This is a genomic window from Tunturiibacter gelidiferens, assembly GCF_013410115.1.
GTDB classification, from domain to species: domain Bacteria; phylum Acidobacteriota; class Terriglobia; order Terriglobales; family Acidobacteriaceae; genus Edaphobacter; species Edaphobacter gelidiferens.
On the sequence record NZ_JACCCV010000001.1, the window covers coordinates 1,830,113 to 1,854,666 of the forward strand.

24 protein-coding genes are annotated in these 24,554 nt (G+C 58.0%); 15 read left to right on the plus strand and 9 right to left on the minus strand.

The genetic code is table 11. The annotated features are described in order from the left end of the window. Window positions 1-43: 43 nt before the first annotated feature. Window positions 44-580 (plus strand): barstar family protein, encoded by a 537-nt coding sequence (locus HDF12_RS07760; protein WP_179581957.1) that lies wholly within the window; start codon window positions 44-46, stop codon window positions 578-580. Here HDF12_RS07760 and aroB read toward each other — a convergent pair. Beyond that, the gene (aroB, locus tag HDF12_RS07765; RefSeq protein WP_179581958.1) at window positions 577-1,725 is read right to left on the minus strand and encodes a 3-dehydroquinate synthase; all 1,149 of its coding nucleotides are present in this window, start codon (window positions 1,723-1,725) and stop codon (window positions 577-579) included. The genes HDF12_RS07760 and aroB overlap by 4 nt on opposite strands. Window positions 1,726-1,932: 207 nt before the next feature. Between aroB and nadB the strand changes: the two genes are divergently transcribed. Next, window positions 1,933-3,519, plus strand: coding sequence for an L-aspartate oxidase (gene nadB / locus HDF12_RS07770; protein ID WP_179581959.1), 1,587 nt, complete (start codon window positions 1,933-1,935; stop codon window positions 3,517-3,519). 346 nt (window positions 3,520-3,865) lie between these two features. On the opposite strand, the gene HDF12_RS07775 is transcribed toward nadB, so the two are convergent. From HDF12_RS07775 to HDF12_RS07785, 3 genes are all read right to left on the minus strand, one after another. After that, entirely contained in the window at window positions 3,866-4,402 is a 537-nt protein-coding gene (locus tag HDF12_RS07775; protein ID WP_179581960.1) for a PepSY domain-containing protein, read from the minus strand. 338 nt (window positions 4,403-4,740) lie between these two features. Next, window positions 4,741-5,664 carry a TerC/Alx family metal homeostasis membrane protein gene (locus HDF12_RS07780; protein ID WP_179581961.1) on the minus strand — a complete coding sequence of 308 codons (924 nt, stop codon included), beginning with the start codon at window positions 5,662-5,664 and terminating at the stop codon, window positions 4,741-4,743. Window positions 5,665-5,789: 125 nt separating this feature from the next. Beyond that, the gene (locus HDF12_RS07785) at window positions 5,790-5,993 is read right to left on the minus strand and encodes a hypothetical protein (protein WP_179581962.1); all 204 of its coding nucleotides are present in this window, start codon (window positions 5,991-5,993) and stop codon (window positions 5,790-5,792) included. 206 nt (window positions 5,994-6,199) lie between these two features. On the opposite strand from HDF12_RS07785, the gene HDF12_RS07790 reads away from it, so the two are divergent. Further along, on the plus strand, window positions 6,200-6,736 hold the full coding sequence (locus HDF12_RS07790) for a DUF3761 domain-containing protein (RefSeq protein WP_179581963.1): 537 nt from the start codon (window positions 6,200-6,202) through the stop codon (window positions 6,734-6,736). Window positions 6,737-6,960: 224 nt separating this feature from the next. Here the strand turns inward: HDF12_RS07790 and HDF12_RS07795 are convergent, their stop codons facing one another. From HDF12_RS07795 to HDF12_RS07805, 3 genes are all read right to left on the minus strand, one after another. After that, window positions 6,961-7,869 (minus strand): M28 family peptidase, encoded by a 909-nt coding sequence (locus HDF12_RS07795; protein ID WP_218892328.1) that lies wholly within the window; start codon window positions 7,867-7,869, stop codon window positions 6,961-6,963. Between the two features lie 119 nt (window positions 7,870-7,988). Further along, window positions 7,989-8,777 carry a twin-arginine translocase subunit TatC gene (tatC, locus tag HDF12_RS07800; RefSeq protein ID WP_179581964.1) on the minus strand — a complete coding sequence of 263 codons (789 nt, stop codon included), beginning with the start codon at window positions 8,775-8,777 and terminating at the stop codon, window positions 7,989-7,991. Further along, on the minus strand, window positions 8,770-9,300 hold the full coding sequence (locus HDF12_RS07805) for a twin-arginine translocase TatA/TatE family subunit (RefSeq protein ID WP_179581965.1): 531 nt from the start codon (window positions 9,298-9,300) through the stop codon (window positions 8,770-8,772). Before HDF12_RS07805 ends, tatC begins: the two co-directional genes overlap by 8 nt. 347 nt (window positions 9,301-9,647) lie before the next feature. Here HDF12_RS07805 and nadA point away from each other — a divergent pair, with 347 nt between their 5' ends. The 4 genes from nadA (at window position 9,648) to HDF12_RS07825 (ending at window position 13,258) form a co-directional block, all read left to right on the plus strand. Next, window positions 9,648-10,802: a quinolinate synthase NadA gene (gene nadA / locus HDF12_RS07810; protein ID WP_257025414.1), complete on the plus strand. Its 1,155-nt coding sequence runs from the start codon at window positions 9,648-9,650 to the stop codon at window positions 10,800-10,802. After that, the gene (locus HDF12_RS07815; protein ID WP_179581966.1) at window positions 10,799-11,230 is read left to right on the plus strand and encodes a DUF2203 domain-containing protein; all 432 of its coding nucleotides are present in this window, start codon (window positions 10,799-10,801) and stop codon (window positions 11,228-11,230) included. Before nadA ends, HDF12_RS07815 begins: the two co-directional genes overlap by 4 nt. A gap of 73 nt (window positions 11,231-11,303) precedes the next feature. Continuing rightward, on the plus strand, window positions 11,304-11,732 hold the full coding sequence (locus HDF12_RS07820) for a Fur family transcriptional regulator (RefSeq protein ID WP_179581967.1): 429 nt from the start codon (window positions 11,304-11,306) through the stop codon (window positions 11,730-11,732). 32 nt (window positions 11,733-11,764) lie between these two features. Further along, the gene (locus tag HDF12_RS07825; protein WP_179581968.1) at window positions 11,765-13,258 is read left to right on the plus strand and encodes a catalase; all 1,494 of its coding nucleotides are present in this window, start codon (window positions 11,765-11,767) and stop codon (window positions 13,256-13,258) included. A gap of 277 nt (window positions 13,259-13,535) precedes the next feature. On the opposite strand, the gene HDF12_RS07830 is transcribed toward HDF12_RS07825, so the two are convergent. Next, complete coding sequence (locus HDF12_RS07830; RefSeq protein ID WP_179581969.1) at window positions 13,536-14,450, minus strand: M28 family peptidase; 915 nt, start codon at window positions 14,448-14,450, stop codon at window positions 13,536-13,538. A 245-nt stretch (window positions 14,451-14,695) separates the two neighbouring features. Here HDF12_RS07830 and HDF12_RS07835 point away from each other — a divergent pair, with 245 nt between their 5' ends. Further along, the gene (locus HDF12_RS07835; protein WP_179581970.1) at window positions 14,696-15,856 is read left to right on the plus strand and encodes a lactonase family protein; all 1,161 of its coding nucleotides are present in this window, start codon (window positions 14,696-14,698) and stop codon (window positions 15,854-15,856) included. 174 nt (window positions 15,857-16,030) lie between these two features. Beyond that, a complete protein-coding gene (locus tag HDF12_RS07840) occupies window positions 16,031-17,215 on the plus strand; it encodes an SH3 domain-containing protein (protein ID WP_353073727.1) in 1,185 nt (394 codons plus the stop codon). Between the two features lie 422 nt (window positions 17,216-17,637). On the opposite strand, the gene HDF12_RS07845 is transcribed toward HDF12_RS07840, so the two are convergent. Further along, window positions 17,638-18,804 (minus strand): DegT/DnrJ/EryC1/StrS family aminotransferase, encoded by a 1,167-nt coding sequence (locus HDF12_RS07845; protein ID WP_257025415.1) that lies wholly within the window; start codon window positions 18,802-18,804, stop codon window positions 17,638-17,640. Between the two features lie 249 nt (window positions 18,805-19,053). Between HDF12_RS07845 and hfq the strand changes: the two genes are divergently transcribed. From hfq to atpA, 6 genes are all read left to right on the plus strand, one after another. Next, window positions 19,054-19,377, plus strand: a complete 324-nt coding sequence (hfq, locus tag HDF12_RS07850; RefSeq protein ID WP_179581971.1) for an RNA chaperone Hfq — start codon at window positions 19,054-19,056, stop codon at window positions 19,375-19,377. Between the two features lie 78 nt (window positions 19,378-19,455). Then, on the plus strand, window positions 19,456-20,835 hold the full coding sequence (gene hflX, locus HDF12_RS07855) for a GTPase HflX (RefSeq protein ID WP_179583506.1): 1,380 nt from the start codon (window positions 19,456-19,458) through the stop codon (window positions 20,833-20,835). Between the two features lie 369 nt (window positions 20,836-21,204). Beyond that, window positions 21,205-21,672, plus strand: coding sequence for a F0F1 ATP synthase subunit B family protein (locus tag HDF12_RS07860; RefSeq protein WP_179581972.1), 468 nt, complete (start codon window positions 21,205-21,207; stop codon window positions 21,670-21,672). Beyond that, the gene (locus HDF12_RS07865; protein ID WP_179581973.1) at window positions 21,669-22,391 is read left to right on the plus strand and encodes a F0F1 ATP synthase subunit B family protein; all 723 of its coding nucleotides are present in this window, start codon (window positions 21,669-21,671) and stop codon (window positions 22,389-22,391) included. Before HDF12_RS07860 ends, HDF12_RS07865 begins: the two co-directional genes overlap by 4 nt. After that, entirely contained in the window at window positions 22,391-22,930 is a 540-nt protein-coding gene (gene atpH / locus HDF12_RS07870; RefSeq protein WP_179581974.1) for an ATP synthase F1 subunit delta, read from the plus strand. The genes HDF12_RS07865 and atpH overlap by 1 nt, the downstream gene beginning before the upstream one ends. Before the next feature lie 63 nt (window positions 22,931-22,993). Continuing rightward, window positions 22,994-24,553, plus strand: coding sequence for a F0F1 ATP synthase subunit alpha (gene atpA / locus HDF12_RS07875; RefSeq protein WP_179581975.1), 1,560 nt, complete (start codon window positions 22,994-22,996; stop codon window positions 24,551-24,553). Window position 24,554 lies beyond the last annotated feature (1 nt).

Sequence of the window (24,554 nt, forward strand, 5' to 3'; positions counted from 1 at the left end):
AATGCTGATTAGGTTGGTTTCCAGGGCAAGTAGACTGATTGCTATGGCTGCCTTCACGGAAAACGAAGTAGACAAGACTCTGGATTGGGAGATTCTCCTCTATGGAGGTATCTCCATGTATCGAAATCGTAAATACCTAAATGATGACCTGCAATGGCTGCGACTTCGCGGCTATCGCGTTTATAGGATCGATTGCAAAGCGTGGACGTCTGAAGCCATGATGCTCGAGAGTTTTGGAGAGGTTCTTTCCTTTCCCGCTTATTACGGGCGGAATTTCAACGCCCTTAGAGACTGTCTTTGGGATGTTGAAGTTCCTAATGACAGTGGCTTAGCAATCATCCTCGATTCTTATGACTTGTACGCGCGCAACGCGGGATTAGCATTAAAGAACCTTGAGACTCGAGCCGCTGAGACTGTCCTCGACATTCTCGCTGAATGTTCACGCTACTTTCTCCTGCGTGGCCGGCGGTTCATCACACTTGTTCAATCGGACGATCCATTGATGGCTTTTGAAGGGCTAGCAGGTGTTTCGACGCATTGGAACAGGCGCGAATGGCTCAACAAAGATCGTGGGCTCTAGCCAAATTCTTGGTCTCTGTCGGCTCTACGCATGAAGGTAAGCATGGATTCGGTGGCGGCCAGGAGTTCGGGTTCGGTGACGTTGCGGACGATTTCGGTGTGGCCGATGGCGGTGGGGAGGATGAAGGAGCGGATGCCGCTGCGGTTCTTCTTGTCGCGGCTGGTGAGGGATACTAGGTTTTCGGCGGTTGCTTTGAAGGTGGGAAGCGGGCCGTAGCAGAGGATGAGTTTTGTGATGCGCTCGGCTTCTTTGGACTTGATGGCTTTGCGGGCTATGGCTACGTTGAGGGCGGCGATCGAGCCCCAGGCTACGGCTTCGCCGTGGAGGAGCTGCTTGTAGTTGGTGGCGGCTTCGATGGCGTGGCCGATGGTGTGGCCGAAGTTGAGGATCATGCGGAGGCCGGATTCTTTTTCGTCTTTGCTGACTACGTCGGCTTTGACTCGCACTGAGGCGGCTACTACTTTCGCTAATGCTGTCGGGTCTGCGTTCTTTTTTGTGTTCAGGATGGCTTCGGCGTTTTGTTCCATGTAGCGGAAGAGCTTCGCGTCGTAGATAACTCCGGCTTTGATGGACTCCTGGAGGCCGGCGCGAAGTTCCGCGGGGGGGAGGGTGCGGAGGAGGTTGGTGTCGGCGAAGACGGCTTGTGGATGGTGGAAGCTGCCGATGAGGTTTTTGCCTGCCGCGAGGTTGACGCCGGTTTTGCCGCCAATGGAGGAGTCGACCTGGGCGAGGAGCGTGGTGGGGATTTGCACGTAGCGGATGCCGCGCATGTAGATGGCGGCGAGGAAGCCAGTGATGTCTCCGATGACGCCGCCACCGAAGGCGAGGAGGAGGGCGTCCCGGTCGGCTCCGGCGATGGCTAGTTGCTGTGCGAGGGATTCGACGCTGGCGAGGCGCTTGTAGCGCTCGCCTGCGGGATGGAAGAGGACGGTTGGGGGTTCTTTGAAGCTGGAGAGGAAGGGCTTTGACCAGAGGGCCCAGATGTTGGGCGAGGTGACGACGAATGGCCGGAAGGGTTTGCCGGGATTCAGTTTGCGGAGGCGAGGGTGGAGGGTGCGGAGGAGGTCTGGGGCTATCGTGACGTCGTAGGTTGCGGAGGGCGTGTTGACAGGGATGACAGGCACGGTGTCTTCATCGTATCGCATGGATTGAGTCCTGCCGGACGGGCCTCCTACGCGGAGGGCGGTCACTTCGTGACTTGTGTACCTTTTCTCTGTAAGTGAGTTGCTTTGGTCCTCCCGTTGGTCGGAAGGACGAGGTGTGATTTGATTGGACACGATAAAACGTCCGCGTCGTTGGCGCTGTGTCCGTTCGGCGGGACATCCTCTTCTAAACTCCGGTAGCATCGACTTATGGAACGGGTTGACTTTTTGGTTATTGGGGCAGGGATTGCGGGGCTTAGCGCGGCGATTCGGTTGGCGGAGACGGGCACGGTGCTGGTGGTGACGAAGGAAGAGCTGGCTGAGTCGAATACGGCTTATGCGCAGGGCGGGATTGCAGTGGCGATGGGGGGCGACGAGGATGTCGCGCTGCATTTGGAAGACACGATGGCGGCCGGTGATGGGCTGGTGAATCGTGAGGCCGCGGCGGTGCTGGTGACCGAGGGGCCGAAGCGTGTGGAGGAGCTGCTGGAGTGGGGGACAGCGTTCGATCGGTATCCGGAGGGCGAGAAGGAACATAGCGGGGAGCTGATGCGGACGCGTGAGGGAGCACATAGCCTGTCGCGGATTCTGCATGCGAATGGGGACGCGACGGGGAAGGAGATTGCTGTGTCGCTGCTGCGGCATGTGCGGGAGGCTGGCAACGACGGGAGGTCGATAGAGTTGATGGAGTGGACTACGAGTGTGGATCTGATGGTTGAGGGTGGGCGCGTAGTGGGGGCTACGCTGCTGGATGGAGAGGGTGGGCTGAGGGTGGTTCGGGCCGGGGCTGTGTTGCTGGCCAGCGGTGGGGCGGGACAGGTCTATAGCGATACGACGAACCCGGCGGTGGCTACGGGGGATGGGATCGCAATGGCTTATCGGGCTGGAGCAGCGGTGAGTGATATGGAGTTTTATCAGTTTCATCCGACTGCTTTCAGCGAGCCGGGGGCGCCGCGATTTTTGCTGAGTGAGGCGCTGCGGGGTGAGGGCGCTTACCTGGTGAATGCGAAGGGGGAGCGGTTCATGGAGCGGTATCATCCGCTGCTGGAACTGGCTCCGCGAGATGTGGTGGCGAGGGCGATTACACGGGAGGGGATGGACGGGCCGGTGTATCTGGATATGCGGCATGTGGCTTCGAGTCCGACTGCAAGAGATTTGCAGACGCGGTTTCCGGGGATCTCGAAGTTTTTGGCGAGGTATCGGCTGGAGTTGGGGCGGGATCTGATTCCGGTGCGGCCGGCGGCACACTATCTGATGGGTGGGGTAAGGACGGATGTGCAGGGGAGGACCACGCTGCGGGGGTTGTATGCGGCGGGTGAGGCGGCGTGCACGGGGGTGCATGGAGCGAATCGGCTGGCGAGCAACTCGCTGCTGGAGGGGCTGGTGTTTGGTGCGCTGGCGGCAGAGACGATGGTTGCGGAGACGTCGTTGACCGAGCTTGATGCTAGCGCTTCGGTGGTGGCTGCGAGTGGGGGTGTGACGCCTGAGGCGGCGACAGAGAGATGGATCAAGGAGCTGCGCGATCTGATGTGGAAGGATGCCGGGCTGCTGCGGGATAAGGGTGGTTTGGAGCAGGCTAAGCGCGGGCTGGTTGCGTTGGCGGCGGCTATGCCTAAGGGGTTGACCCGGCGGGCGGTGGAGGCGAGGAATCTGCATGTCGTGGCGGAGTTGATCGTGGCTTCGGCGCTGGGGCGGGAGGAGAGCCGGGGAGCGCATTTCCGAAATGATTTTCCTCTGCGGGAGGAGGTTGCGAAGCACTCGGTGATGCAGGAGGGGAGGCTAGAGTTTGTTGCTTGAGATGGGGATGGTTGTTGTGGGTACAGATTGGGAGTGAAAGGAGGTTTGGGCTTGAGTCGGGGACGGGGTCTTCAGCAACTGGTTGCATCGCTTGTCGGGGCGATGTTGAGTTTTTGCGTGGTTGCGGTGCCGATCTACTGCAAGATTGCGGATGTCAGGGTGAACGGATTCTTCCATGGTGGCCCTGTGGCGCTGGCGGCGGCTATGGCCGGACTATTTGGGGGCGGCATCGTTGCGGTGATGGTGCTGGTGTTTCTTTTGCGATGGGCGAGTGGCCGTGAACAACGGGAGCTGGAGCCCAGAGCTGCTCCGACTCTGGAGCTTTTCGGTAAAGCACGGATCGTGACTAAAAAACGGTTAGAAGTACGGGAAGAACGACACCGGCGATCAGGAGGATCGTGATCAGACCTCTGCGGCGGATGTATTTGTAGGACATGTAGATGCCTGAGATGGTCGAGATGAACAGACCTATGGAGACGAGAAGGAAGAAGATCTTGAGGGGCAGCGCGTTGTGCGGCTTTGGCGCGGGTGTGTCCGATGATTGGGGCGACAGGCTTTGCGCCGGCTCTGTGGCGGCAGATGGGGATTTTTCAGGCTGAGTGTCGCCGCTTTTGTTTGAAGGCCTGTCTGGTGATCTGTCTGGAGACCTGTCCGGCGGCGGGAATTTTCTTGCTGGAGCGATTGTGGTCTGCTTCTTGTGGACCTGGCCCAGCGTGACGGCCCAGGCGGGTGGCTTGTAGCTGCTGCCGCGAGCGGTTTCGTGGAGGCTGAAGGTCTGGAGCGCTCCGGTGAAGGCGAAGAAGAGCAGGGCAGGTGCAATGAAGACACCGAGATAGAGGTGAACGAGCTTGGTGTACTTCAAAAGGGTATGGGAAGAGGACATTAAGTCTTTTTTACACAATAAATTGATATCCGACAACTTCAGTCCTAGTTAGGCTTTCGTGCGCTTCGTATATTGCTCAGCACTTTGTAGAAGAATTTGAGAGGTGGGACTCTTCCGGCATTTTTTAGGGGGAGTTTCCGGATCCCCGATAAGGAGTTCGCATTGAAGATGGATTCAAAGTTTATGAATTAACTCGAGGTTTCGACCTTCTGCTCCAAAGGAGAGGAAACTCTTTTTCCATACGAGATAGGCAAATGTTGCCTCATTTGTAGGCTTCTCCTGCGATCGATACCGTTTGAGTTCCTAGGATGGATTTGCGGCAGATTAAAGCGAACGGTTCAGGATTGCTGGTTGGTCGCTTTCGAGAGAAGCGACAGAACGATGGTGATTCCCAGGATGGTAACGATCGTGGCAAGCGAGAGCAGAGGGCCGATCTCAATCCAGTGGACGGCGAGCATCTTGAAGGCGGCGAAGGCAAGGACTCCGGCGAGGCCGAAGTGGAGAAAACGCAGCTTGGCGAGCAGGTGAGCGAGAAGGAAGTAGAGCGATCGGAGACCCATGACGGCCATGATGTTCGAGGTGTAAGCGAGGAACGGGTGGCGAGTGATGGAGAGGACGGCGGGAATGGAGTCGAGGGCGAAGACGACGTCGGTGAGTTCGATGGCGATCAAGGCCAGAAAGAGGACTGTGATCATGCGTTGGCCGCTCTCGAAGACGAAGAACTTGTCCTGACGAAGGCTTACGGGGTGGAGGCGGGAGAGCCAGGCGATCCAGCGGGGCGTTTCGGTTTTTGGCTTTTCGGCGCCCGGGAGAACGAGACGGATGGCGGCGATGAGCAGGATAGCGGCGAAGACGTAGCTGACCCACTCGAAGCGGGCCAGGAGGCCGAGGCCGGCGGCGATGAAGGCTCCGCGCATGAGGATGGCGCCGAGGACGCCCCAGAAGAGGGCTTTGGGCTGATTGGCGGGCTCGATCTTGAAGACACGGAAGAGGAGGAGAAAGAGGAAGAGATTGTCGACGGAGAGCGACTCTTCGATGGCGTAGCCGGCGAGGTATTGCGTGGCGGATTGGCCGCCCATGGAGCGGAAGAGGAAGAGGGCGAAGGCGAGGGCGGCGGCGATCCAGAGGATGGTGGCGGCGACCGAGGTGGATTGAGTTTTGGAGGGGCCCCGGTGGCGCACGTAGAGTAGTTCGGCCCCGAGGAGGATGAGGATGAAGAGGTGAAAACCTATCCAGTGGCTGATGGGGGTCGCGTCGAGCATCTCTTTTGGATGCTACAGTGCGGGGCTGATCGGGGGGTCGTCGGTGTTGCCGGGGCTCGTCTGGGGAGGGTTTGACGGAGCTTTCGGCAGCCGCAGCTTACGGCCTTGCCATGATGGACGACTGGCTAGCGTGCGCCAGCGACCATCGAATAGACCGTGTAGACGATAATTGCGAGCGCCATCCACAGGAGGGAGGACAGGAACAGGCTGCGCGCGATATCGACTATGTGATGGGTCTCGAGGAAGCCGTCTGCATTGTTCTGACGAGCGGTGCGGGTGGTTAGTTCTCTGTATCGGTTGTGTATGTCTGCGTACGATGGTGTCTGCATGGTCCCTCCTATCGGCCAAGACTAGGGGGAGCATTAGCCAGGTGCCATCCCTCGAATGCAGTAGTTTGTAACTCGTTTGGGTCACAATTGGGCCTGTTTTTGGGGGGGTGATACCGTTTTTCGGGGTTTTTGATGACAGGGTAGGCCGGATGGGGTAGGATTTGGCGATATTCGGGCCACCTAAATTTAAATCATCGGGAGTATTTATGAAGATTGCAATCTGTTTGATGGCGGTTGCGGCAGGGCTGGTCGGTACACAGTTGGCTGTGGCCCAGGCAGCGCCACCGGCGGGATCTACGGGGATGTGCAAGGACGGAACCTATTCGACGGCCGCGAGTAAACAGGGGGCATGTCGAGGCCACCAAGGAGTGAAGGAGTGGTATGCGGCTACGGCACCGGCTACTGCGGCTGCTACGGCACCCGCTGCTGCGGCTAAGACAGCTCCAGCTACTGCGGCTTCTGCACCTGCTGCTGCGGCGTCGTCCGCACCGGCTGCGGCGGCTTCTGCTCCGGCTTCGTCGGGCGGGACATCAGGGAAGATGTCTCCATCGCAGAAGGCGGCGGCTCGTACGCAGGCTGCGGGCGGTGGTCCCGGCCTGGTGTGGGTGAATACGTCGAGCAACGTCTACCACTGCTACGGGACGGATTTTTACGGGAAGACGAAGGAAGGGGCTTACATGTCCGAGGCCGATGCGAAGGCTAAAGGCGCGCACGGGGACCACGGAAAGAGCTGCACCAAGTAAAGACGGTCCTGCCGGACGGGCCCGCTTCGCGCGGAGCGGTCACTTCGTGACGCGTATATCTTTGCTTGCCGAGTAGGGCTGCATGGGTTCTCCCGCTGGTCGGGGGAAAAATTCTCATTCGACCAGCGTGAGAACGCATGCCTTCCGATTTAGCGACGCAAGGTATACAAGTCACGAAGTGACCGCGCTTCCGCGCAGGAGGCCGTCCGGCAGGACATTATCGTTTACGGGCGCTGGTTGATTAAGCGGATCATCTCGAGGAAGATGTCGCCGGAGATCTGGAGGGAGTGGGCACTGATCTTGTCGAGGGTGTCCTTGTCGGTGTGGTGGTAGCCGTCGGGCATGGCGTCGGTGACGGGGCCGTAGTGGGCGTCGATCAGATCGAGGACGGGGATGCCGCGCGCTGCAAAAGGTAGATGATCGTCTTCTTCGGCTTCGCGATACTTGAAGATGTAGGCGGAGTGGCCGGTGTTTTTGGCGGCGACTTTTAGCAGGTCGAGCAGCCATGGGGTGGAGTTTTCTACGTAGTCGATGTTGAGGTCCTTGTCGGCGATCATGTCGGCGACGAGGAAGGCCTTGATTTTGGCGAGGGTGCCGTCCTGCGACCACTTTGCGGCGAGGTGGCGGGTGCCGTAGAGAGAGTCGGAGTTGGACCAGGTTTTGACCGCCTCTTCGCCGTCGTCGAAGACGAGCCAGACGGAGTAGCCTTCGGGGGGATGGGCGCGGAGGATGGTGCCGATCTCGATGAGCAGGGCGGAGGTGGCGGCGCCATCGTTGGCTCCGTAGAAGTTGATATCGCGGAGGGGGTAGTTCGTCTCGTAGTGAGAGGCCAGGACGATGATGCCGTCTTTTTTGCCAGGATATTTGACGATGTAGTTGGTCATCGTCTGGAGACCGGCGGGGGTTGTGGCAGTGAAGGTGTCGGCGACGAAGTTGCCTTTGGCGGTTTCGGGGGCGAAGTGCTGTTTGAGGAATTCTTCGGCTTTGGCGTGGCCGGGGGAGCCGTTGAAGCGCTTGGGGGCTACGTCGAGGAGTTGCTTGGTGAGGGTGTAGGCGGCTTGTCCGCTGAACTGCGTGGTGGCGGTTTTCTGGGCGTGGGCGATTGGCCCGAGAAGGACGAAAAATATCGCCAAGACGAGGGATCGATGGCGCGGATGCTGTGATGAGAGAACCCCGGTCCTAGAGTTCAGACCTGGGGAACTCGGTTTTGTGGCGCAGCAATGATGTTGAGAGCGCAGATTCGGGAGAAGGGTCATGCGGCTTTATTGGCCTCTTTGGCTTTGCGACGCGAGGGGTGAACGAAATAGGCGACACCCACGCCGAGGAAGTAGAGCACGAGCATGGGACTGGCGAAGAGGATCATGCTGAAGGGATCGGGCAGCGGGCAGATGATGGCCGAGATGAGGAAGATGACGAGGATCGCGTAGCGGATGTGTTTGAGCAGGAATTTGGCGTCGACGATGCCGAAGAGGGAGAGAAAAAATATGAGGATCGGCAGTTCGAAGCAGATGCCCAGGCCGAGGATTACGGCAAGAAAGAACTGGGTGTAGTCCTCGATGGTGAGGATAGGGTTGAATTTTTTGCCGAAGTCGAGGACGAGGACTTTGATGGCGCCGGGAAGGACCCAGTGGTAGCCGAACCATGCTCCAGCGAGGAAGAGCCCGATGGTTGCAGCCATGAACGGGACAACGTAACGCTTCTCGTTGGCATACATGCCGGGCGAGATGAATAGCCACAGCTGGTAGAGGATGAAGGGAGATGCGAGGATCGCGCCACCGAGCAGGGCGGTCTTGAGGTAGAGGTTGAGGCCATCGGTGGGATGGGTGAAGTTGAGGGCGATATGGAGGTCGTCGAGGGGTTTCTGGACGAAGCCATAGAGGCGCTCGTGAAAGGCGTAGGCGACGGCAAATCCGATGAGCAGATAAATGGTGGAGTGGATGAGGCGCTTGCGGAGCTCGGTGAGATGCTCCATCAGGCTCATGCCGGGGAGCTCGGCGCGGTCGGTGACGGCGGCGCGGACGCTGTCGACGAGATCAGCCATGTTGGGTGGCCTCGCTGGCGGTTACTTCGGCCGTCGATTCAGATTCAGGCGTGTGGGGGATGGCGTCGAGGACGGGCGAGAGGGCCGAGTTGCTAATAGGAAGACCGGTGGATGGGGGCATGAGATTGAGGTCACCGGAGGTTGCGATAGGAAGAGGCGTGGAGGGCGGGGGTGGCATGTGGGGGTGGTCTTCTACCAGTTCCTGAGTCAGCTGGGCGATGCGCTCGGGGGTGACGTCTGAGCTGGAGGCTTCGGGCAGGGAGGGTGGTGCGATGGTGTCTTCGCCGGCGGTGATGGCTGGTGTGACTGGTGCGGCGGCTTCCATTGCTGCGATCTTTTTGCGTTGTTCCTCCTGGTCGGCGACGCGGAGCTCGTCCTCCATCTGCATGCGGAACTCGTTGGAGGCGCGGCGGAACTCGGCCATGAGCTTGCCGAGTTGGCGGGCGAGTTCGGGCAGCTTCTTCGGGCCGAAGAGAAGCAGGGCGAGGAAGAAGATGACGGCGCTGTCCTGAAAGCTAGGCATAAGTCAGTCCCATGATACGGCTTACGAGTTGACGGAACAAATGGATGGAGGGCATTGATACTGTTGTAAAATTTCTGGTGTAGGGCAGCAGGATCGTTTGAAGAAAGGCGCATCGTCTGATTACAGATTGCGTCTAATTGTGAACGAGCGATCTAACGGGTCGCGAGTAGAGAAGTGGTAGGAGTTGCAACACCCCCGTGGGTTGGGTGTCGGCTTGCAAGAGTCGACACAGTGAATCCACTGCAACTCAAGCAGTGCATGCTTTCAACATCCCCGTCTCAGAGGCGAAAAGACGGTATCGGCTAAGCCGCTGCCAGACGACCTTGCGAGACTGAAGGCGGAGTACTTTGAACGGACTATTGGATATCGCACCGGCTGAGGCCGTGGCGGAGAATGTTGCAGACTCGTGTTCCTTAGACAACTACCTTGCGCAACCCGACCATACGATGGATGCGCGGATCGCTGCTGCGCGGGAGAAGCTTGGCACCGACGTTGTTTTGTTGGGGCATCATTATCAGCGGGATGAGGTGATTCGATTTGCTGACTTTACCGGCGACAGCTACAAGCTTTCGAAGGTGGCGGCAGAGACGGATGCAAAGTACATGCTGTTTTGCGGCGTGCACTTTATGGCGGAGACGGCGGATGTGCTGGGGCGTCCGTGGCAGCAGGTAATTCTGCCCGATTTGAACGCAGGCTGTTCGATGGCCGATATGGCGGAGATCGGGCAGGTGGAAGACTGCTGGGATTCGCTGGAGCGCGCGGGGATTACTGATGAGGCTTCGGGTGGATTGATTCCCCTGACCTATATGAACTCGGCTGCTGCGATCAAGGCTTTCTGCGGCGAGAGGGGCGGCTTGGTGTGTACGTCTTCGAACGCTCGTGGGGCCTTTGAGTGGGCGTTTGCGCGTGCCGGGAAGATTCTTTTTCTGCCGGATCAACACTTGGGACGGAATACAGCGTTTGCGATGGGGATACCGCTGAACGAGATGGTGGTCTGGGATCCTTATCAGATCAATGGCGGCCTGAGTCCGGATCGGTTGAAGGCGGCTAAGGTGATTTTGTGGAAGGGACACTGCTCGGTGCATCAGCGGTTTCTGCCGGAGCATGTCGATCGCGTGCGCCGGGAGGAGCCTGGGATGCAGGTGATTGTGCACCCCGAGTGCCGCTGGGAGGTTTGCCAGAAGGCGGATGATGTGGGTTCGACCGAACACATTATTCAGGCGATTGAGCGGGCGCCGGAAGGTTCGAGCTTTGCGGTTGGAACTGAGATTCACCTGGTGAACCGGCTGGGGAAGCGGTTTGCTCCATTAGGCAAGCGGGTGATTACGCTCGATGACTCGGGCTGCTTGTGCACAACGATGTACCGGATCTCTCCGCAGCATCTGGCGTGGGCTCTGGAGAATCTTGTTGAGGGACGGGTTGTGAATCGCATCAAGGTGGACGATGATGTGAAGCAATGGGCGCGCGTTGCGCTGGACAGGATGCTGGAGATCAGGATTTGAGTAAGACGTTTACGTTGGGCGAGGCACAGACACTGTTGCCAGTGGTAGAGGCTCTGCTAAGAAAGGCTCGGGAGGGACAGGCTCGGGCCGCGGAGTTTGAGTACGAGATGCAGCAGTTGAGTCACAGGATCTTTCTGTCTGGTGGGATGCATGTGGATGTGAGTGTTGCTGCTCGGCGCCGGGCGGAACGGGACAAGGCCGTTCAGGGGGCCAGGGATACATTGGCTGAGATCGACGCGATCGGGGTGCAGGTGAAAGACCTCGAGGAGGGGCTGCTGGACTTTCCTTACGTGATGGATGGGAGAACGGTGCTGCTTTGCTGGAAGCTGGGTGAACCGGCGATTACTCACTGGCATACCGAGGAAGAAGGCTTCGACGGCAGAAAGCCTTTGGACTCGCGGTTTGGCAAGACAGAACGATTGAATTAGGTCGCGGTGGCCGATTTCTGCTGTGGATAACTAAATTTATTGAACGATAATCTTTATCGTTTATACTCAGTCCATGTTGGTGAATGAGGCCAAGTCGTTTCGTGAGCTTTGCCGGGAGAACGGCATCGCGGTGACGCACCAACGGCAGGTCTTGTACGAAGTGATGAAGACGATGCATGGCCATCCGAGTCCGGAAGAGGTCTATGCGCAGGTGAAGAAGAAGGTGCCGGCGATCTCGCTGGCTACCGTTTACAAAAACATACATCTGTTTGTGGAGAGCGGCGTCTTCCGCGAGGTGAGCATGCATCACGGCTCGCTGCGCGTGGAGATGAACGATGAATCGCATCACCACATGGTGTGCTCGAAGTGTAAGGCGATTACCGACATCGGAGAAAAAGAGCCTGGGCTGGTGTCGAAGCAGGACAGACTGCCGGGCGGATTTCTGGTGGAGCGGTATGCAGTGGATGTGATTGGCATTTGTGCGAAGTGCCAGCAGGCTTAGGGCGATTTCCTAACGAGTGTAAGAGGTGACTTATGGCAGAAGACTTGAAGAGCAAGCAAATGACTACCGATGCCGGGCGACCGGTTGGCGATAACCAAAACTCCATCACGGTAGGGAATCGTGGGCCGATCGTGTTTGAAGACTATCTTCTGTTTGAGAAGATGGCGCACTTCAACCGTGAGCGCGTACCTGAGCGTGTGGTTCACGCGAAGGGTTCGGCCGCGCATGGCACGTTTACCTGTACCCACCCTGATATGGCGAAGTACACGACCGCGAAGGTGTTTGAGAAGGGTAAGAAGACACCGACTTTCCTGCGCATGTCTACCGTTGGCGGTGAAAAAGGTTCGGCTGACTCTGAGCGCGATCCGCGTGGGTTCGCGTTGAAGTTCTATACGGAAGAGGGCAACTGGGATCTGGTGGGCAACAATACGCCAGTGTTCTTCATTCGTGATCCTTTGAAGTTTTCGGACTTTATCCATACTCAGAAGCGTGATCCGGAGACGAACCTGAAGTCGCCGAAGATGATGTGGGATTTCTGGTCGCTTTCGCCGGAGAGCCTGCATCAGGTGACGATTCTGTTCTCGGACCGCGGCACTCCCGATGGCTATCGCCACATGAACGGATACGGCAGCCATACTTTCTCGCTGATCAATGCGAAGAACGAACTGTTCTATGTGAAGTATCATTTCAAGACGAAGCAGGGAATCAAGAACTTCAATCGCGAAGAGGCCGACCACATGAAGTCTGTGGACATGGATCACTCGCAGAGCGATCTCTTCAGAGCAATTGAGAAGGGTGACTTTCCCAAGTGGACGGTACAAATCCAGGTTATGCCGGAGGCTGAGGCGGAGACGTATCACATCAATCCGTTCGATCTGACGAAGGTCTGGCCTCACTCGGACTATCCTGTGATCGAGATCGGCGAGTTGGAGTTGAACCGAAATCCGGTGAACTACTTTGCTGAGGTTGAGCAGGCTGCGTTCGATCCGAAGAACGTTGCTCCGGGCATGGGCTTTTCGCCGGACAAGATGCTGCAGGGTCGTTTGATCAGCTATCCGGATGCACACCGGTATCGCATCGGGGTGAACTACAACCTGCTTCCAATCAACGAGCCGAAGTGCCCATACAGTACGTACAACCGCGATGGCAGCATGCGTTACGGCGAGAACGGCGGCAGTGGTCCGAACTATGAGCCGAACAGCTTTGGTGGACCTACTCAGGACAAGAAGTATCTTGAGCGTCCGGTGACGTACAACACGGCGACCGTGGGACGTTACGACCATCGCGAGCATGATGGCGACTACTACACGCAGCCGGGGAACCTGTTCCGTCTGATGACGCCGGATGCGCAGGAGCGGCTGTGCGGGAATATCGCGGCCGGTCTGGGGCAGGTCGAGACGCGGATTCAGGACCTGCAGATCAATCACTTCTACAAGTGCGATCCGAAGTACGGCGAAGGCGTTGCCAAGGCTATCGGACGCAAGATCGAAGAGATTGTGAAGAAGGAAGAGCTGGTTGGTGCATAAGTAACTGATTGAGTCACATAAAAGCGGCCCCTTTGCGGGCCGCTTTTCTCTTTTTTAGAGGATATGTCCTGCCGGACGGGCTCGCTGCGCGCGAGGCGGTCACTTCGTGACTCGTGTACCTTTTTTCGGCGGGATGATCTGCATTAGGGCCTCCCGTTGGTCGGCATCACCTCTCTTTCCGACCAACGGGAGGACGACTGTCCTTCACTCGCCATCACAGGGTATACGCGCCACGAAGTGGCCGCCCTCCGCGCAGGAGGCCCGTCCGGCAGGACTTTTAAGGTGTTGGGCCCGTGGGATTGGCTTCGGGTCTGCGGCCTGGGTTCCATTCGGGTCTCCAGGTGGAGTCGGCCAGCCAGCGGATGGGATTGACCATGGAGGCGATGGCGTTGGTCATGTGGGTGAAGTCGATGGTGCAGATCTCGTCGCTGGGCTGGTGGTAGTCCTTGTGCAGGCCGTAACTGGAGACGGTTTGGGCGATGATGCCTTGCTGGGCGAGCGCGTAGTTATCGGAACGGCGGAAGAAGTTTTCTTTGGGGTGAGGGTCGTTGACCAGATGGGCACCGTGTTTTGCAAGCTCGGGGCCAAGGTTGGAGCGGTCGAAGCCGGTGAGCCAGAGGGTTCCAGCGGGTACTGCCGGGTCGGGTCGACCGATCATCTCGAACTCGAGGTTGGCGACGATGCTGGTGAGCGGTACCGGCGGATGGGCAAGGAACGCGCGGTTGCCGAAGCCGCCGAGTTCCTCGGAGCCGAAGAGTGCGAAGACGATAGTGCGCTTCGGGCGTGGACCTGTGGCGAGAATGTGGGCCAGGGTCAGCACGGCGGTGGTGCCGGATGCGTCGTCATCGGCTCCGTTGTAGTTGGTGTCGCCGGAGCTGTTGGCGGGACCTATGCCCAGATGGTCGAGATGCGCTGTGAGAAGGATGACCTCGTTGGGTGAGGTAGTGCCGCGAAGGACGGCGACGGCGTTCCAAGTCTCTTTGCGTGGGACGTCCTGAAATTTTGCTATACGTTGCTGGGTTCTTGCGGGCAGAGGATCGGGAAGGGCGGATTTCTGGAGGAAGGTTCCATTATCTCCGCCGGGTTCGAGGCCGAGGGATTGAAGCTGTGAGGCGACGAAGAGGGCGGCGATGTGCTCGTCGCGCGTGGCTGAGCCGCGGCCGTGAAGTTCATCGTCGGCGAGAAAGTTCATATCTGCGTGAACTTCCTGTTGCAGCGTGGTAGAGAGCGATACTGTTTGCCGGGCTGCTGCGTCGAAGGAGTGAGACTGCTGTGCTTGTGATGTGGAGGGAAGAGTTTGTGTCAACAGAATCGCGGCCCAGGGCAGAAAATATAAGAGCTTCGAGGAATACATTGAGAAAATTATAGAGGAACGCCAATTGAGTTATTCTGCGTTGGCTTTGGCTGCTGCAAGATAGAGAAGAGGCTTTGGTGACGATGGAACGACGGGGAAGCTTGCGGCGATGGACGATGGCGGGCGCTGCGATGATGTTGCTGGGCTTTACGGGGTGTTCGGGATTCTTTCCTCCGATCAATAACTCTGGTGGCGGTACCGGAGCGACCGGAAACCAGGTGTATGTGCTGAATCAGACGACGAAGTCTGTAAGTGGCTTCGTGGTGGGTACGGGGACCTTGACTGCGGTGAATAGCTCGCCGGTGGCGCTTGCGATATCGCCATTTGCGGAGGTTGTATCCCCAAACGATGCGTTTCTTTATATTGCAGGGCAAGGGTCAATCAGCTTGTACCTGATCAATGCCAACGGATCGTTGAGCGCTCCGAGCGGCGGCGCTGTGCAGGTTGCGGTGACTGCGAATTCACTGGCTGTTTCACCGGACGGCCAATGGTTAATTGCGCTGGACAGTTTTACGCAGCAGCTTGATCTCTTCGAGATCAACGCCACGACGGGTGCGCTGACGGCTGCGGCTGAGTCGCCTGCGGCTTATTCGCTTCATTCGGGAGCGGGAACGTGGCAGCCATCGATGGTGCGGGTGTCGCCGGATGGGACGCTGATCTTTGCTGCGCTTGGAACTGCGGGAGATGTCGTGTTTACGTTTAACACAACGACCGGCGCGGCTGTTCAGAGCCAGAGTCTAGCCAACGTGAATGCGAGCACTGGTGATTATGGGCTGGCGGTGGACCCGAAGACTGCCTATCTCTATATCGCGCGGAGTGGGACCAGCGGGGGAGTCGGAGTGTACTCCATTGGATCGGGAGGGGCCCTGAATGCGGTCACGGGGTCGCCGTTCGCAGCGGGGAGCGGAACCTTTTCGGTGGTGCTCGACAGTACCGGGACCTATGTCTATGCGGCAAACCGTACCGATGGCACGATCTCTGGATATACGATTGCAGCGGGGACTACGCCGGCGGCTTTGTCGTTGACACCGCTGAGCGGATCGCCCTATAAGAGCGGGACGTCGGTGCAGTCGCTGGGGATTGATCGAACCGGGAAGTATCTGCTGGGGGCGTCGCAAGGGGGCGGTCCGGATCTAACGATGTACAGCTTCGACATTACGACTCCGGGCAAACTCGATCCGGCAACCAGTATTGCTACAGATGCTGATCCTGCTGGGGCTATCGCGATCGCGCTGACTCACTAGTTCGTTTCCTGACCTGGGTAGAGGTGTTCGAGTTGATGCCGACACGTTATGGATTTGGCGAGGCCGCCGTTAGTATGGAGTAAGTGGTGTGCTGTGACGCGGAGTTTCAAGGCTATCGTTTCTTCATCTGGACAATTCGGTTTTGTGCGGCGCTTTTCGCGGATTTGCAGCGTAGTGGCGGTTTCGGTGCTTTTGGTGGCTGGGGTGAGCGGGTGCTCGCGGCTGCGGCCTAAGCCCGCGGCACAGTATGTGTATGTGACGGCGAAGCAGACGTTTCTGCGTGACCGCGTGGCGGCAGTGTCGAACCGCACAGCTACGGTGGAGAATGGGGATCGGCTCGAGGTACTGGACCGCGGGCGGCGGTTTGTGAAGGTACAAACAGCCAAGGGGGAGCAGGGTTGGATCGATGAGAAAGTCGTTGCGACCCAGGATATTTTCGACCAGTTTGAAAAGCTGAAGCAGGATCACAAGGCTGATCCAGTGGTTGCGTCTGCGGTGGTGCGGGACGAGGTTTATATGCATGCGAAGCCTGGCCGCGACACGGAGAGATTCTTCCGGCTGGCGGAAGGCGAAAAGCTGAAACTGCTGGCTCGAGCTACGTTGGCCAAGCCTTTGCCGCCGGGAACGCGGGTGGCGAAGGCTGCACCTGTTCCAAGTCCAGTTGCCACGACGACCGGTTCTGGGGAAAAGGCTCTTGCGACTGCTGCTCCGACCATTCCGGAAGAACCTGCGCCACCGGCGATGGAAGATTGGTGGCTGGTTCGTGACTCGAAGGGCGACACGGGTTGGCTCTTTAGCAGGATGATGGATGTGGATGCTCCCGATGCAATCACGCGGTACTCCGAAGGGCAGCGGATCGTCGGTTCGTATGTTCTGACTAAAGTTAATGACCCGGAGGCGGAGCAGGATGACAAGAACATTCCGATCTATGTGACGGTGTTGAGCCCATATAAAGCAGGGCTAACCTATGACTTCGATCAGGTTCGAGTCTTTACTTGGAATATAAAGAAGCATCGCTACGAGACTGGCTTTCGCGACAGAAATATCGAGGGGTATCTGCCGGTTACTGTGACGATGGCGACAGATCCTTATGGGAAGTCGCCTACGGCTACTACGCCGGCGCCCACCTTCTCGTATCGAGTGCTGTCGGATGAGGCGGGGCCGGTCGTTCCGGATCCTGTGACCGGAGCGATTGTGCCGGGGAAGACCGTGGTGAAGACTTATCGGCTGGAGGGCAACCTGGTGCGGCGGGTCATTCAGCCGGGGACGACTGCGGCGGGAGAGGCCCATCCACAGCCGGTGTCGGACAAAAAGAAGGCTGCCGCTGCGAAGGGTGGCAAAGGAAAGAAGAAGCGGTAGGGCGGCCTGATACGGATTCCGCGCGTGAGTCAAAGTGACAATGAGCGATTGAGCAACGGCTTTACGGTGGCAATGTAGCGGCTTCGGTAGTCCGTGGCGGGCCGACGGTTCGCAAGCCTGTGACTTCGGTGACTCGCAGCGTCGGATCGCTTCTGGAACCTCTCTTTGGAATCTGGTGCGCGGCGGAGATCGTGAATCTTCATCGACTGGGATAGGAGTGGGCCAAGATCCGTTCTGTGGGACGTGGCTTATGCGGCGCAGACCTTTGGTGGAGAACCTGCTACGGACGGATTGCGACTACGCCGCTTTGTGATGGATATGGGCTTGATCGATCGCAGCGTGAGAGGTTGACAACCAAAAAGACAGACAGGTCACGACGACCCAGGAGCCGCGATATATGGAAAGGAACCAGTGCGGGTTGCTCAGGCGTAGAAGGCGGCGATGGCGTCGACTACGGTTTGTTGCTCGTCTTCGCGTAGCTCGGGGTACATGGGAAGGGCGAGGACTTCGTGGGCGGCGGCTTCACTGATGGGGAAGTCGCCCTGCTTGTAGCCGAGGTGAGAGAGGCTGGTTTGCAGGTGGAGCGGGACAGGGTAGTAGATCTCGCTGCCGATCTTACGCTCTGCGAGATACTGGCGGAGTTCGTCGCGACGGGAGGTGCGGATGACGTACTGGTGGAAGACGTGACCTGCGCGCGAGTCGGTGATGGGTAGGACGACGCCTTCGTTTACGTTGGATGCAGTCAGGTTCGCTACATTGAAAAGCTGGTCGTACCGGGCGGCGTGGTCGCGGCGCTGCTGGTTCCACTTGGGCAGGTAGCGGAGTTTGACCTCAAGGACGGCGGCCTGGATGGAGTCAAGACGGGAGTTCCAGCCGATCTCCTCGTGATAGTAGCGGTGGCGCATGCCGTGGGCGCGAAGGATGCGGGCGTGGTCATCGATCGCGGCGGAGGTGGTGGTGACCAGGCCGGCGTCTCCCATGGCGCTTAGATTTTTTGTGGGATAAAAGCTGAAGGCGGCTGCGTCTCCTAGTGCTCCAGCTGGGACGCTGTTCCATGTGGCTCCGAAGGCCTGGGCGGCGTCTTCGATGAGCAGGAGGTTGTGGTTTCGTTTCAGTGCGGCGAACGCGTCCCAGTCGGCGCACTGGCCGTAGAGGTGAACAGGGAGGACAGCTTTGACGTTTTTGCCCGCGGTGGAGCGGAGCACCTCTTCGACCGAGGCGGCAGAGAGATTGAAGGTGGCGGGGTCGATGTCGGCCAGCAGAGGTGTGGCGCCGCAGCGGAGGATCGCGCTGACCGTGGCGAAGAAGCTGAAGGGGGTTGTGATGACTGCGTCGCCGGGGCCGATGTTCGCGGCTGCGAGGGCGAGCCAGATGGCGTCGGTACCGCTCGCGCAGCCAATGGTGTGAGGGACAGCGCAGGCGAGGGCGGCGGCGTGCTCGAAGCTGGTGACCTGGGGTCCGAGGATAAAGTGTTGCGAGGCACAGACTGCTTCGATGGAGTCGAGGATCTCCTGTCGGAGGATGGCAAACTGGCGGGAGAAGTCAAGCATTGGAACGGGTTGCGGATCGCGGATGGTCACATCTGCCATGGTATATCGCTGGTATATAGCTGTGGAGACTGCGGTAGACTCTCGTTCTGTCTTGCAATGCGTCTAACGAAGTATTGCGTTCGTCGTTACAATGTGAGGGCGCAGGTTGATTATTGCCGTGGATGCTCGTATTGTTGACAGTCTTGGCTTCAGACTTAGCCGTTGAACACGCTGAGTTTTGTTCTGAAGCCGATGGGTCACGGCAAAACCTCATCGAAGTATGAACACTTGACAAAGGAGATCGGCCCCATGGAATCAAAGCCGGCACAGAACATTCAGGATACTTTTCTCAATACAGTGCGAAAAGACAAGAGTCCGATCACGATTTACCTGGTAAGCGGCGTGAAGCTGACAGGAAAGATTCGGTCGTTCGATAAGTACTCGGTGTTGCTGGAGAACAATAGCCAGGAGCAACTGATCTTCAAACATGCGATCTCGACTGTGGTAAGTGGGCGAGCGGGTGCGCATGGTGATGTGCGGAGTGATGCGAAGCCAGAGGTGCGGGCGGCGGTCGGTTCGGCGCCTGCTACGGGTGCACCGGTACAAGAGGCGACAGGGACGCAAGGCCGTTAACCGTTGACAACCGAAGGTGTGAAGATCGATAGAGTGAAGCCTGCGAGGCGCAGCCTGGTTGAAGCGCAAGAGACGGCGATGCACCATGGGCGGGTAGGCCTGTCCCAGGCGGAACGCGCGGTTCTGGTTGCCGTGCAATTTACTGGTGAGCGGCGCAAGCTGACTGCGGCGGCGAGGCTAGCAAGGACCGCGGCTGCGGTTTCGGCTGGTACTGCGCTGGAGGCCGTTGATCTTTCCGCGACACCAAAGGCGACAGTTGACCTTGATTTCGATTCTTCTTTGGCTGAGTTTGAAGAGCTTGCGAGGAGTGCGGGGGCTGAAGTGGCTGCAACCCTGATTCAGCGGCGGCCAAGGCCGGATCCGGCGACACTCGTGGGACAGGGAAAGCTGGAGGAGATCGAAGGGGTGATTGCCTCGACGGGAGCGGATCTGGTGCTGTTTGATCATGATCTTTCTCCGTCGCAGTTGCGGAATCTGGAGGCGAAGCTGCCTTGCCGGGTCATCGATCGAACGCAGTTGATTCTGGATATCTTCGCGAGACATGCGCGGACGCGGGAAGGTCAGCTACAGGTGGAGCTGGCACAACTGGAGTATCAGCTGCCCCGGTTGGCTGGACGCGGGAAGTCGATGTCTCAACTGGGCGGCGGTATCGGGACCCGTGGACCGGGTGAGACACAACTGGAGACGGATCGAAGGAAGATCAATCTGCGAATCGATCATGTGAAAGAGCAGCTCGAGTCAGTGCGGCGAATTCGCCGGCAACAGAGGCAGAGGAGAGAGGCGGTTCCGGTGCCGGTGGTGGCGCTGGTCGGCTATACCAACGCAGGGAAGAGCACACTCTTCAACGCACTGACAGAGGCGGGAGTGCTGGAGTCTTCGCGTATGTTCGCTACGCTCGATCCCAAGCTAAGGCAGTTGACGCTGCCTTCGCGGAGGAAGATTTTGCTGTCAGATACGGTAGGGTTTATCCGCAATCTACCCCACACGCTGGTTACGAGTTTTCGGGCCACGCTGGAAGAAGTAGAGCGAGCGGAGCTGCTGCTGCATATTCGCGATGCGTCGAGTCCAATGGTGGATGAGCAGAAGATGCAGGTTGAGAAGGTGTTGGCCGAGCTGGATGTTTCGAAGAAGCCTGTGATCGAAGTGTTGAACAAGATTGACCTGGTCGGGAGCGACGATGGTATGCCTATGGGAGCGCCGGGAAGCATCGCAGTCTCCGGCTTAAAAAAGCTCGGGCTAGACCATTTGCTGGGTGCGATCGATGCTGCATTAGTTGTGGATCCACTGATTGAGATGCAGTTTCGTCTGCCGCAGTCGGAGGGAGCGGTGATGGCCGCTCTGGAGGCGGGGGCCGTCGTGGAGGGAAAGCGGTTCGAGGGAAATCTGGCGTACGTTACGGCGCGAGGGCCAGCTTCTCTGCTGAACCGGTTCAGAAGATTCCACGAGCGGGTGGGCTGATTATCTAAAAGGCTCTTTAACTAGCATAGGCCGCCTGACGAGGAGCGGAGGTGGTGTCCTCAATCACGCGACCTATGTGACCCAGAGCTTAGGGTCCAGGTGGTAGCTTTAAGTCTAGTCCTTTGTCTCAGGAAGTCAAAGGAAAGGTGGAAATAATTCCTCGATATAACTGGCAGAGGCGGTCGTGCGAATATCGTTCAATGTGGCCGATATTCATCGACGGGTTGGTTGACACCCTTGTAATCGCTTTGCTAAAACTAGGTGTACCTCGAACTATCATGCAGCTTCTGCGCCAGTGTTTCTGGAACAGAGTAGCGGTGTGAGACCGCTCACGACAGGACATCCAAGCGGCCCCGGCCGACCCCATTCATGGATCAGATACTGAATCAACTCGGTGGACTTGTGCTCGGCTCTGTGCCGACGATTGTCCTATTTATTTTGTTAGTGGCAACTTATGGGCTCCTTGTCCGGCGCCCGTTGGATCGAGTGCTGGCTGAGCGGCGCGCACGGACCTCAGGCGCAATCGAGCAGGCTCGACGGTCGATTGCCGCTGCTGAGGCGGAGACCGCGGCCTACGAAGAAAGGCTGCGCAACGCCAGGGTCGAGATCTTTCAGATGCGCGATAAGAAACTGAAGCAGTGGAATGCGGAGCGTGAGGCGGCACTTGCGCAGGTTCGTCAGCATACACAGGATCGAGTTCATGGAGCTAAGCAGGAGATTGCGCAGAGCGCCCATGAGGCGCGGCTCCAGATTGCAGAAATGAGCGAAGAGTTAAGCTCGCGCATTCTCAATGCGGTGCTTCCGGCTGGCGTTCATGCGACGGAGGTTGCACAGTGAAGACTTCCTTTGTAAAGAGGTTTTTGCCCGTTGTTATTTTGATTGGTTTTCTATTTGCGCCGACCTGCCAGGTGAAGGCGCAGGATGCAAGTGTTTCGAGCGCAAACGCCGGACAGCAGGCACCTGAGGCGCAGTCGCCGGAGAAGAGTCAGCAGGAAGAAGATGAGAACGACAAGTATCTCCATTCGCCCATGGTGCGTGCTCTTGGGGCGAAGGTTGGCTTGAACGCTGAGCAGGCGGCCACGGCGTTTACGGTTGCCAACTTTGTGGTCCTCGCTGGGCTCGTGGGGTGGTTCCTGGCAAAGACCTTGCCAAAGACGTTTCGCGATCGGAACACGTCGATTCAGAAGCAGCTTGTTGACGCGCGTTCGGCGACTGAAGATGCCAATGCCCGGCTGAGCTGTGTCGAAAGTCGTTTGAGCAGGCTGGACGGTGAAATCGCTGCGATGTGCGCCCAGGCAGAGAAGGATTCAGCGCTTGATGAGCGGCGCATCGCTGCGAGCGTGGAAGAGGAGAAGCAGAAGATTTTAGCGGCTGCGGAGCAGGAGATCACAGCCGCGACGGCTCTTGCGCAGCGACAGATTCAGCAGTATGCGGCAGAACTTGCTATCGAACAGGCAGCACGCAAACTGGTAGTAACGGCGGAGACTGACCGTCTGCTGGTGCAGAGTTTTGCGCAGCGGCTGACAGGCGACGATTCAAAGAAAGGGCAAAACTAATGTCTGTCCTTTCGTTGCGATATGCACACGCGTTTGCGTCGGTTGCCGCTTCTGCTCACCTTAACGCAGCTGCGGCTCAACAGCAGCTAGGTGATTTCAGTGGAACGCTTGCCGGGAGCCATGATCTGCGCGAGGTATTGATGAATCCTTCGATCGCGAATGAGCAAAAGTTGAAGGTGCTCGATGCGATTGCCAGCCGTATTGGGATGTTCCCGCAGGTGCGGAACTTTATTGCCGTGATCATGGATCATCAGCGCCTGGATGAGTTGGACGGGATTCTCAATGAGTACCATGTTCTTGCCGACGAGCAATCCAACGTGGCGGAGGCGGAGATTACGAGTGCACGACCTCTGAACGACCAGGATCGTGCGGAGCTCGAGGCTCAGGTTGCGAAGCTTGCAGGGGGACGCGTTCGGGCTACCTATCACCAGGATGCAACCTTGTTGGGTGGGGCTGTGGTGCGACTTGGTTCCACCGTCTATGACGGGTCGATCCGGGGACAGTTGCAGCAGTTGAAGCAGAAGCTTGTGAACGCGTAGAGTCTTGCCGGTGACGGCGCTAAGTTTTTTCAAGATTTGACACGAATCGAGTAGAAGGAAGACATGGCACAGATCAAGGCGGATGAGATAACGGAGCTGCTTCGCCAGCAGATTGAGAACTTCGAGCAGCGCATCCAGGTGGATGAAGTTGGAACGGTCATCTCGTTGGGGGACGGCATCGCGCGTGTACATGGCCTGGATAAAGTTATGGCCGGCGAGTTGATTGCGTTTCCGCACGGCGTTGCCGGACTCGCAATGAACCTCGATGAAGACCAGGTCGGCGCGGTGCTGCTGGGCGACTACACGGAGATCAGCGAAGGCGATCAGGTAAAGCGGACCGGGAAGATTATGTCGGTACCAGTGGGCGAGGCTTTGATCGGCCGCGTCGTGAATGCGCTGGGTCAGCCCATCGACGATAAAGGTCCGATCAACACGGACAAGTATCTGCCGGTAGAGCGGCTTGCTCCTGGTGTCATTGATCGTCAGTCGGTGCGTGAGCCGATGGCGACTGGTATCAAGGCGATCGATACGATGATTCCGATTGGCCGCGGCCAGCGCGAACTGTTGATCGGCGACCGGCAAACTGGCAAAACCGCGATTGCGCTCGACACGATCATCAATTCTGCCAAGAACAACCTGATCTGCATCTACTGTGCGGTTGGACAGAAGCGTTCTTCGGTAGCGCAAGTGGTACAGACGCTTGAAGAACATGGTGCGATGGCTTATACCATCGTCGTTGCTGCAACTGCCTCAGAGCCAGCGCCGATGCAGTATCTTGCTCCTTTTGCGGCGACCGCAATGGGCGAGTACTTCCGAGATAGCGGCAAGCATGCGCTGGTGATCTACGACGATCTTTCTAAGCATGCGGCAAGCTATCGCGAGATTTCTCTGTTGCTTCGTCGTCCTCCTGGACGTGAGGCGTACCCGGGCGACGTGTTCTATCTCCACTCACGTCTTCTGGAGCGCTCGTCGAAGGTTTCGGACAAGTTGGGTGGTGGTTCGCTGACAGCACTTCCGATTATCGAGACACAGGCTGGCGACGTTTCGGCTTACATTCCGACCAACGTGATCTCGATCACGGATGGACAGATCTTCCTTGAGACAGACTTGTTCAACTCGGGCGTGCGTCCTGCCGTCAACGTTGGTCTGTCTGTGTCGCGCGTGGGTTTCTCGGCGGCAATCAAGGCGACCAAGCAGGTGGGTGCAACGTTAAAGCTTGATCTGGCGCAGTATCGCGAGCTGGCTGCGTTCTCGCAGTTCGGTTCGGATCTGGATAAAGTAACGCAGCAGCAGCTCAACCGTGGACAACGTCTGACGGAGTTGCTAAAGCAGCCTCAGTTCCAGCCATTGACTGCGGAGAAGCAGGTTGCGATTCTTTTTGCTGGTGTGAACGGACTTCTGGACGATGTGGAAGTGAGCGATCTGCGTGCGTTCGAGGACGGATTCTATCCATACCTCGAGTCCGCGCAGGCTTCAATTCTTACAGACATCGCTACGAAGAAGGCTCTGGACGACGATTTGAAGGCTCGTTTGACCGCGGCGATCAAAGAGTACAAGGGCAACTTCCTGGCGGATCGCGCCGACAAGAACCAGCAACAGAAAGAGACGGCTGCGGCCAAGTAAA

Excerpts from the sequence above, each read along its gene's own strand:
- HDF12_RS07760 (WP_179581957.1), top strand. The coding sequence starts at position 44 with ATGGCTGCCTTCACGGAAAACGAAGTAGACAAGACTCTGGATTGGGAG.
- aroB (WP_179581958.1), bottom strand. The coding sequence starts at position 1,725 with ATGCGATACGATGAAGACACCGTGCCTGTCATCCCTGTCAACACGCCC.
- nadB (WP_179581959.1), top strand. The coding sequence starts at position 1,933 with ATGGAACGGGTTGACTTTTTGGTTATTGGGGCAGGGATTGCGGGGCTT.
- HDF12_RS07775 (WP_179581960.1), bottom strand. The coding sequence starts at position 4,402 with ATGTCCTCTTCCCATACCCTTTTGAAGTACACCAAGCTCGTTCACCTC.
- HDF12_RS07780 (WP_179581961.1), bottom strand. The coding sequence starts at position 5,664 with ATGCTCGACGCGACCCCCATCAGCCACTGGATAGGTTTTCACCTCTTC.
- HDF12_RS07785 (WP_179581962.1), bottom strand. The coding sequence starts at position 5,993 with ATGCAGACACCATCGTACGCAGACATACACAACCGATACAGAGAACTA.
- HDF12_RS07790 (WP_179581963.1), top strand. The coding sequence starts at position 6,200 with ATGAAGATTGCAATCTGTTTGATGGCGGTTGCGGCAGGGCTGGTCGGT.
- tatC (WP_179581964.1), bottom strand. The coding sequence starts at position 8,777 with ATGGCTGATCTCGTCGACAGCGTCCGCGCCGCCGTCACCGACCGCGCC.
- HDF12_RS07805 (WP_179581965.1), bottom strand. The coding sequence starts at position 9,300 with ATGCCTAGCTTTCAGGACAGCGCCGTCATCTTCTTCCTCGCCCTGCTT.
- HDF12_RS07820 (WP_179581967.1), top strand. The coding sequence starts at position 11,304 with ATGTTGGTGAATGAGGCCAAGTCGTTTCGTGAGCTTTGCCGGGAGAAC.
- HDF12_RS07825 (WP_179581968.1), top strand. The coding sequence starts at position 11,765 with ATGGCAGAAGACTTGAAGAGCAAGCAAATGACTACCGATGCCGGGCGA.
- HDF12_RS07830 (WP_179581969.1), bottom strand. The coding sequence starts at position 14,450 with ATGAACTTTCTCGCCGACGATGAACTTCACGGCCGCGGCTCAGCCACG.
- HDF12_RS07835 (WP_179581970.1), top strand. The coding sequence starts at position 14,696 with ATGGAACGACGGGGAAGCTTGCGGCGATGGACGATGGCGGGCGCTGCG.
- HDF12_RS07845 (WP_257025415.1), bottom strand. The coding sequence starts at position 18,804 with ATGGCAGATGTGACCATCCGCGATCCGCAACCCGTTCCAATGCTTGAC.
- hfq (WP_179581971.1), top strand. The coding sequence starts at position 19,054 with ATGGAATCAAAGCCGGCACAGAACATTCAGGATACTTTTCTCAATACA.
- hflX (WP_179583506.1), top strand. The coding sequence starts at position 19,456 with ATGCACCATGGGCGGGTAGGCCTGTCCCAGGCGGAACGCGCGGTTCTG.
- HDF12_RS07860 (WP_179581972.1), top strand. The coding sequence starts at position 21,205 with ATGGATCAGATACTGAATCAACTCGGTGGACTTGTGCTCGGCTCTGTG.
- atpH (WP_179581974.1), top strand. The coding sequence starts at position 22,391 with ATGTCTGTCCTTTCGTTGCGATATGCACACGCGTTTGCGTCGGTTGCC.
- atpA (WP_179581975.1), top strand. The coding sequence starts at position 22,994 with ATGGCACAGATCAAGGCGGATGAGATAACGGAGCTGCTTCGCCAGCAG.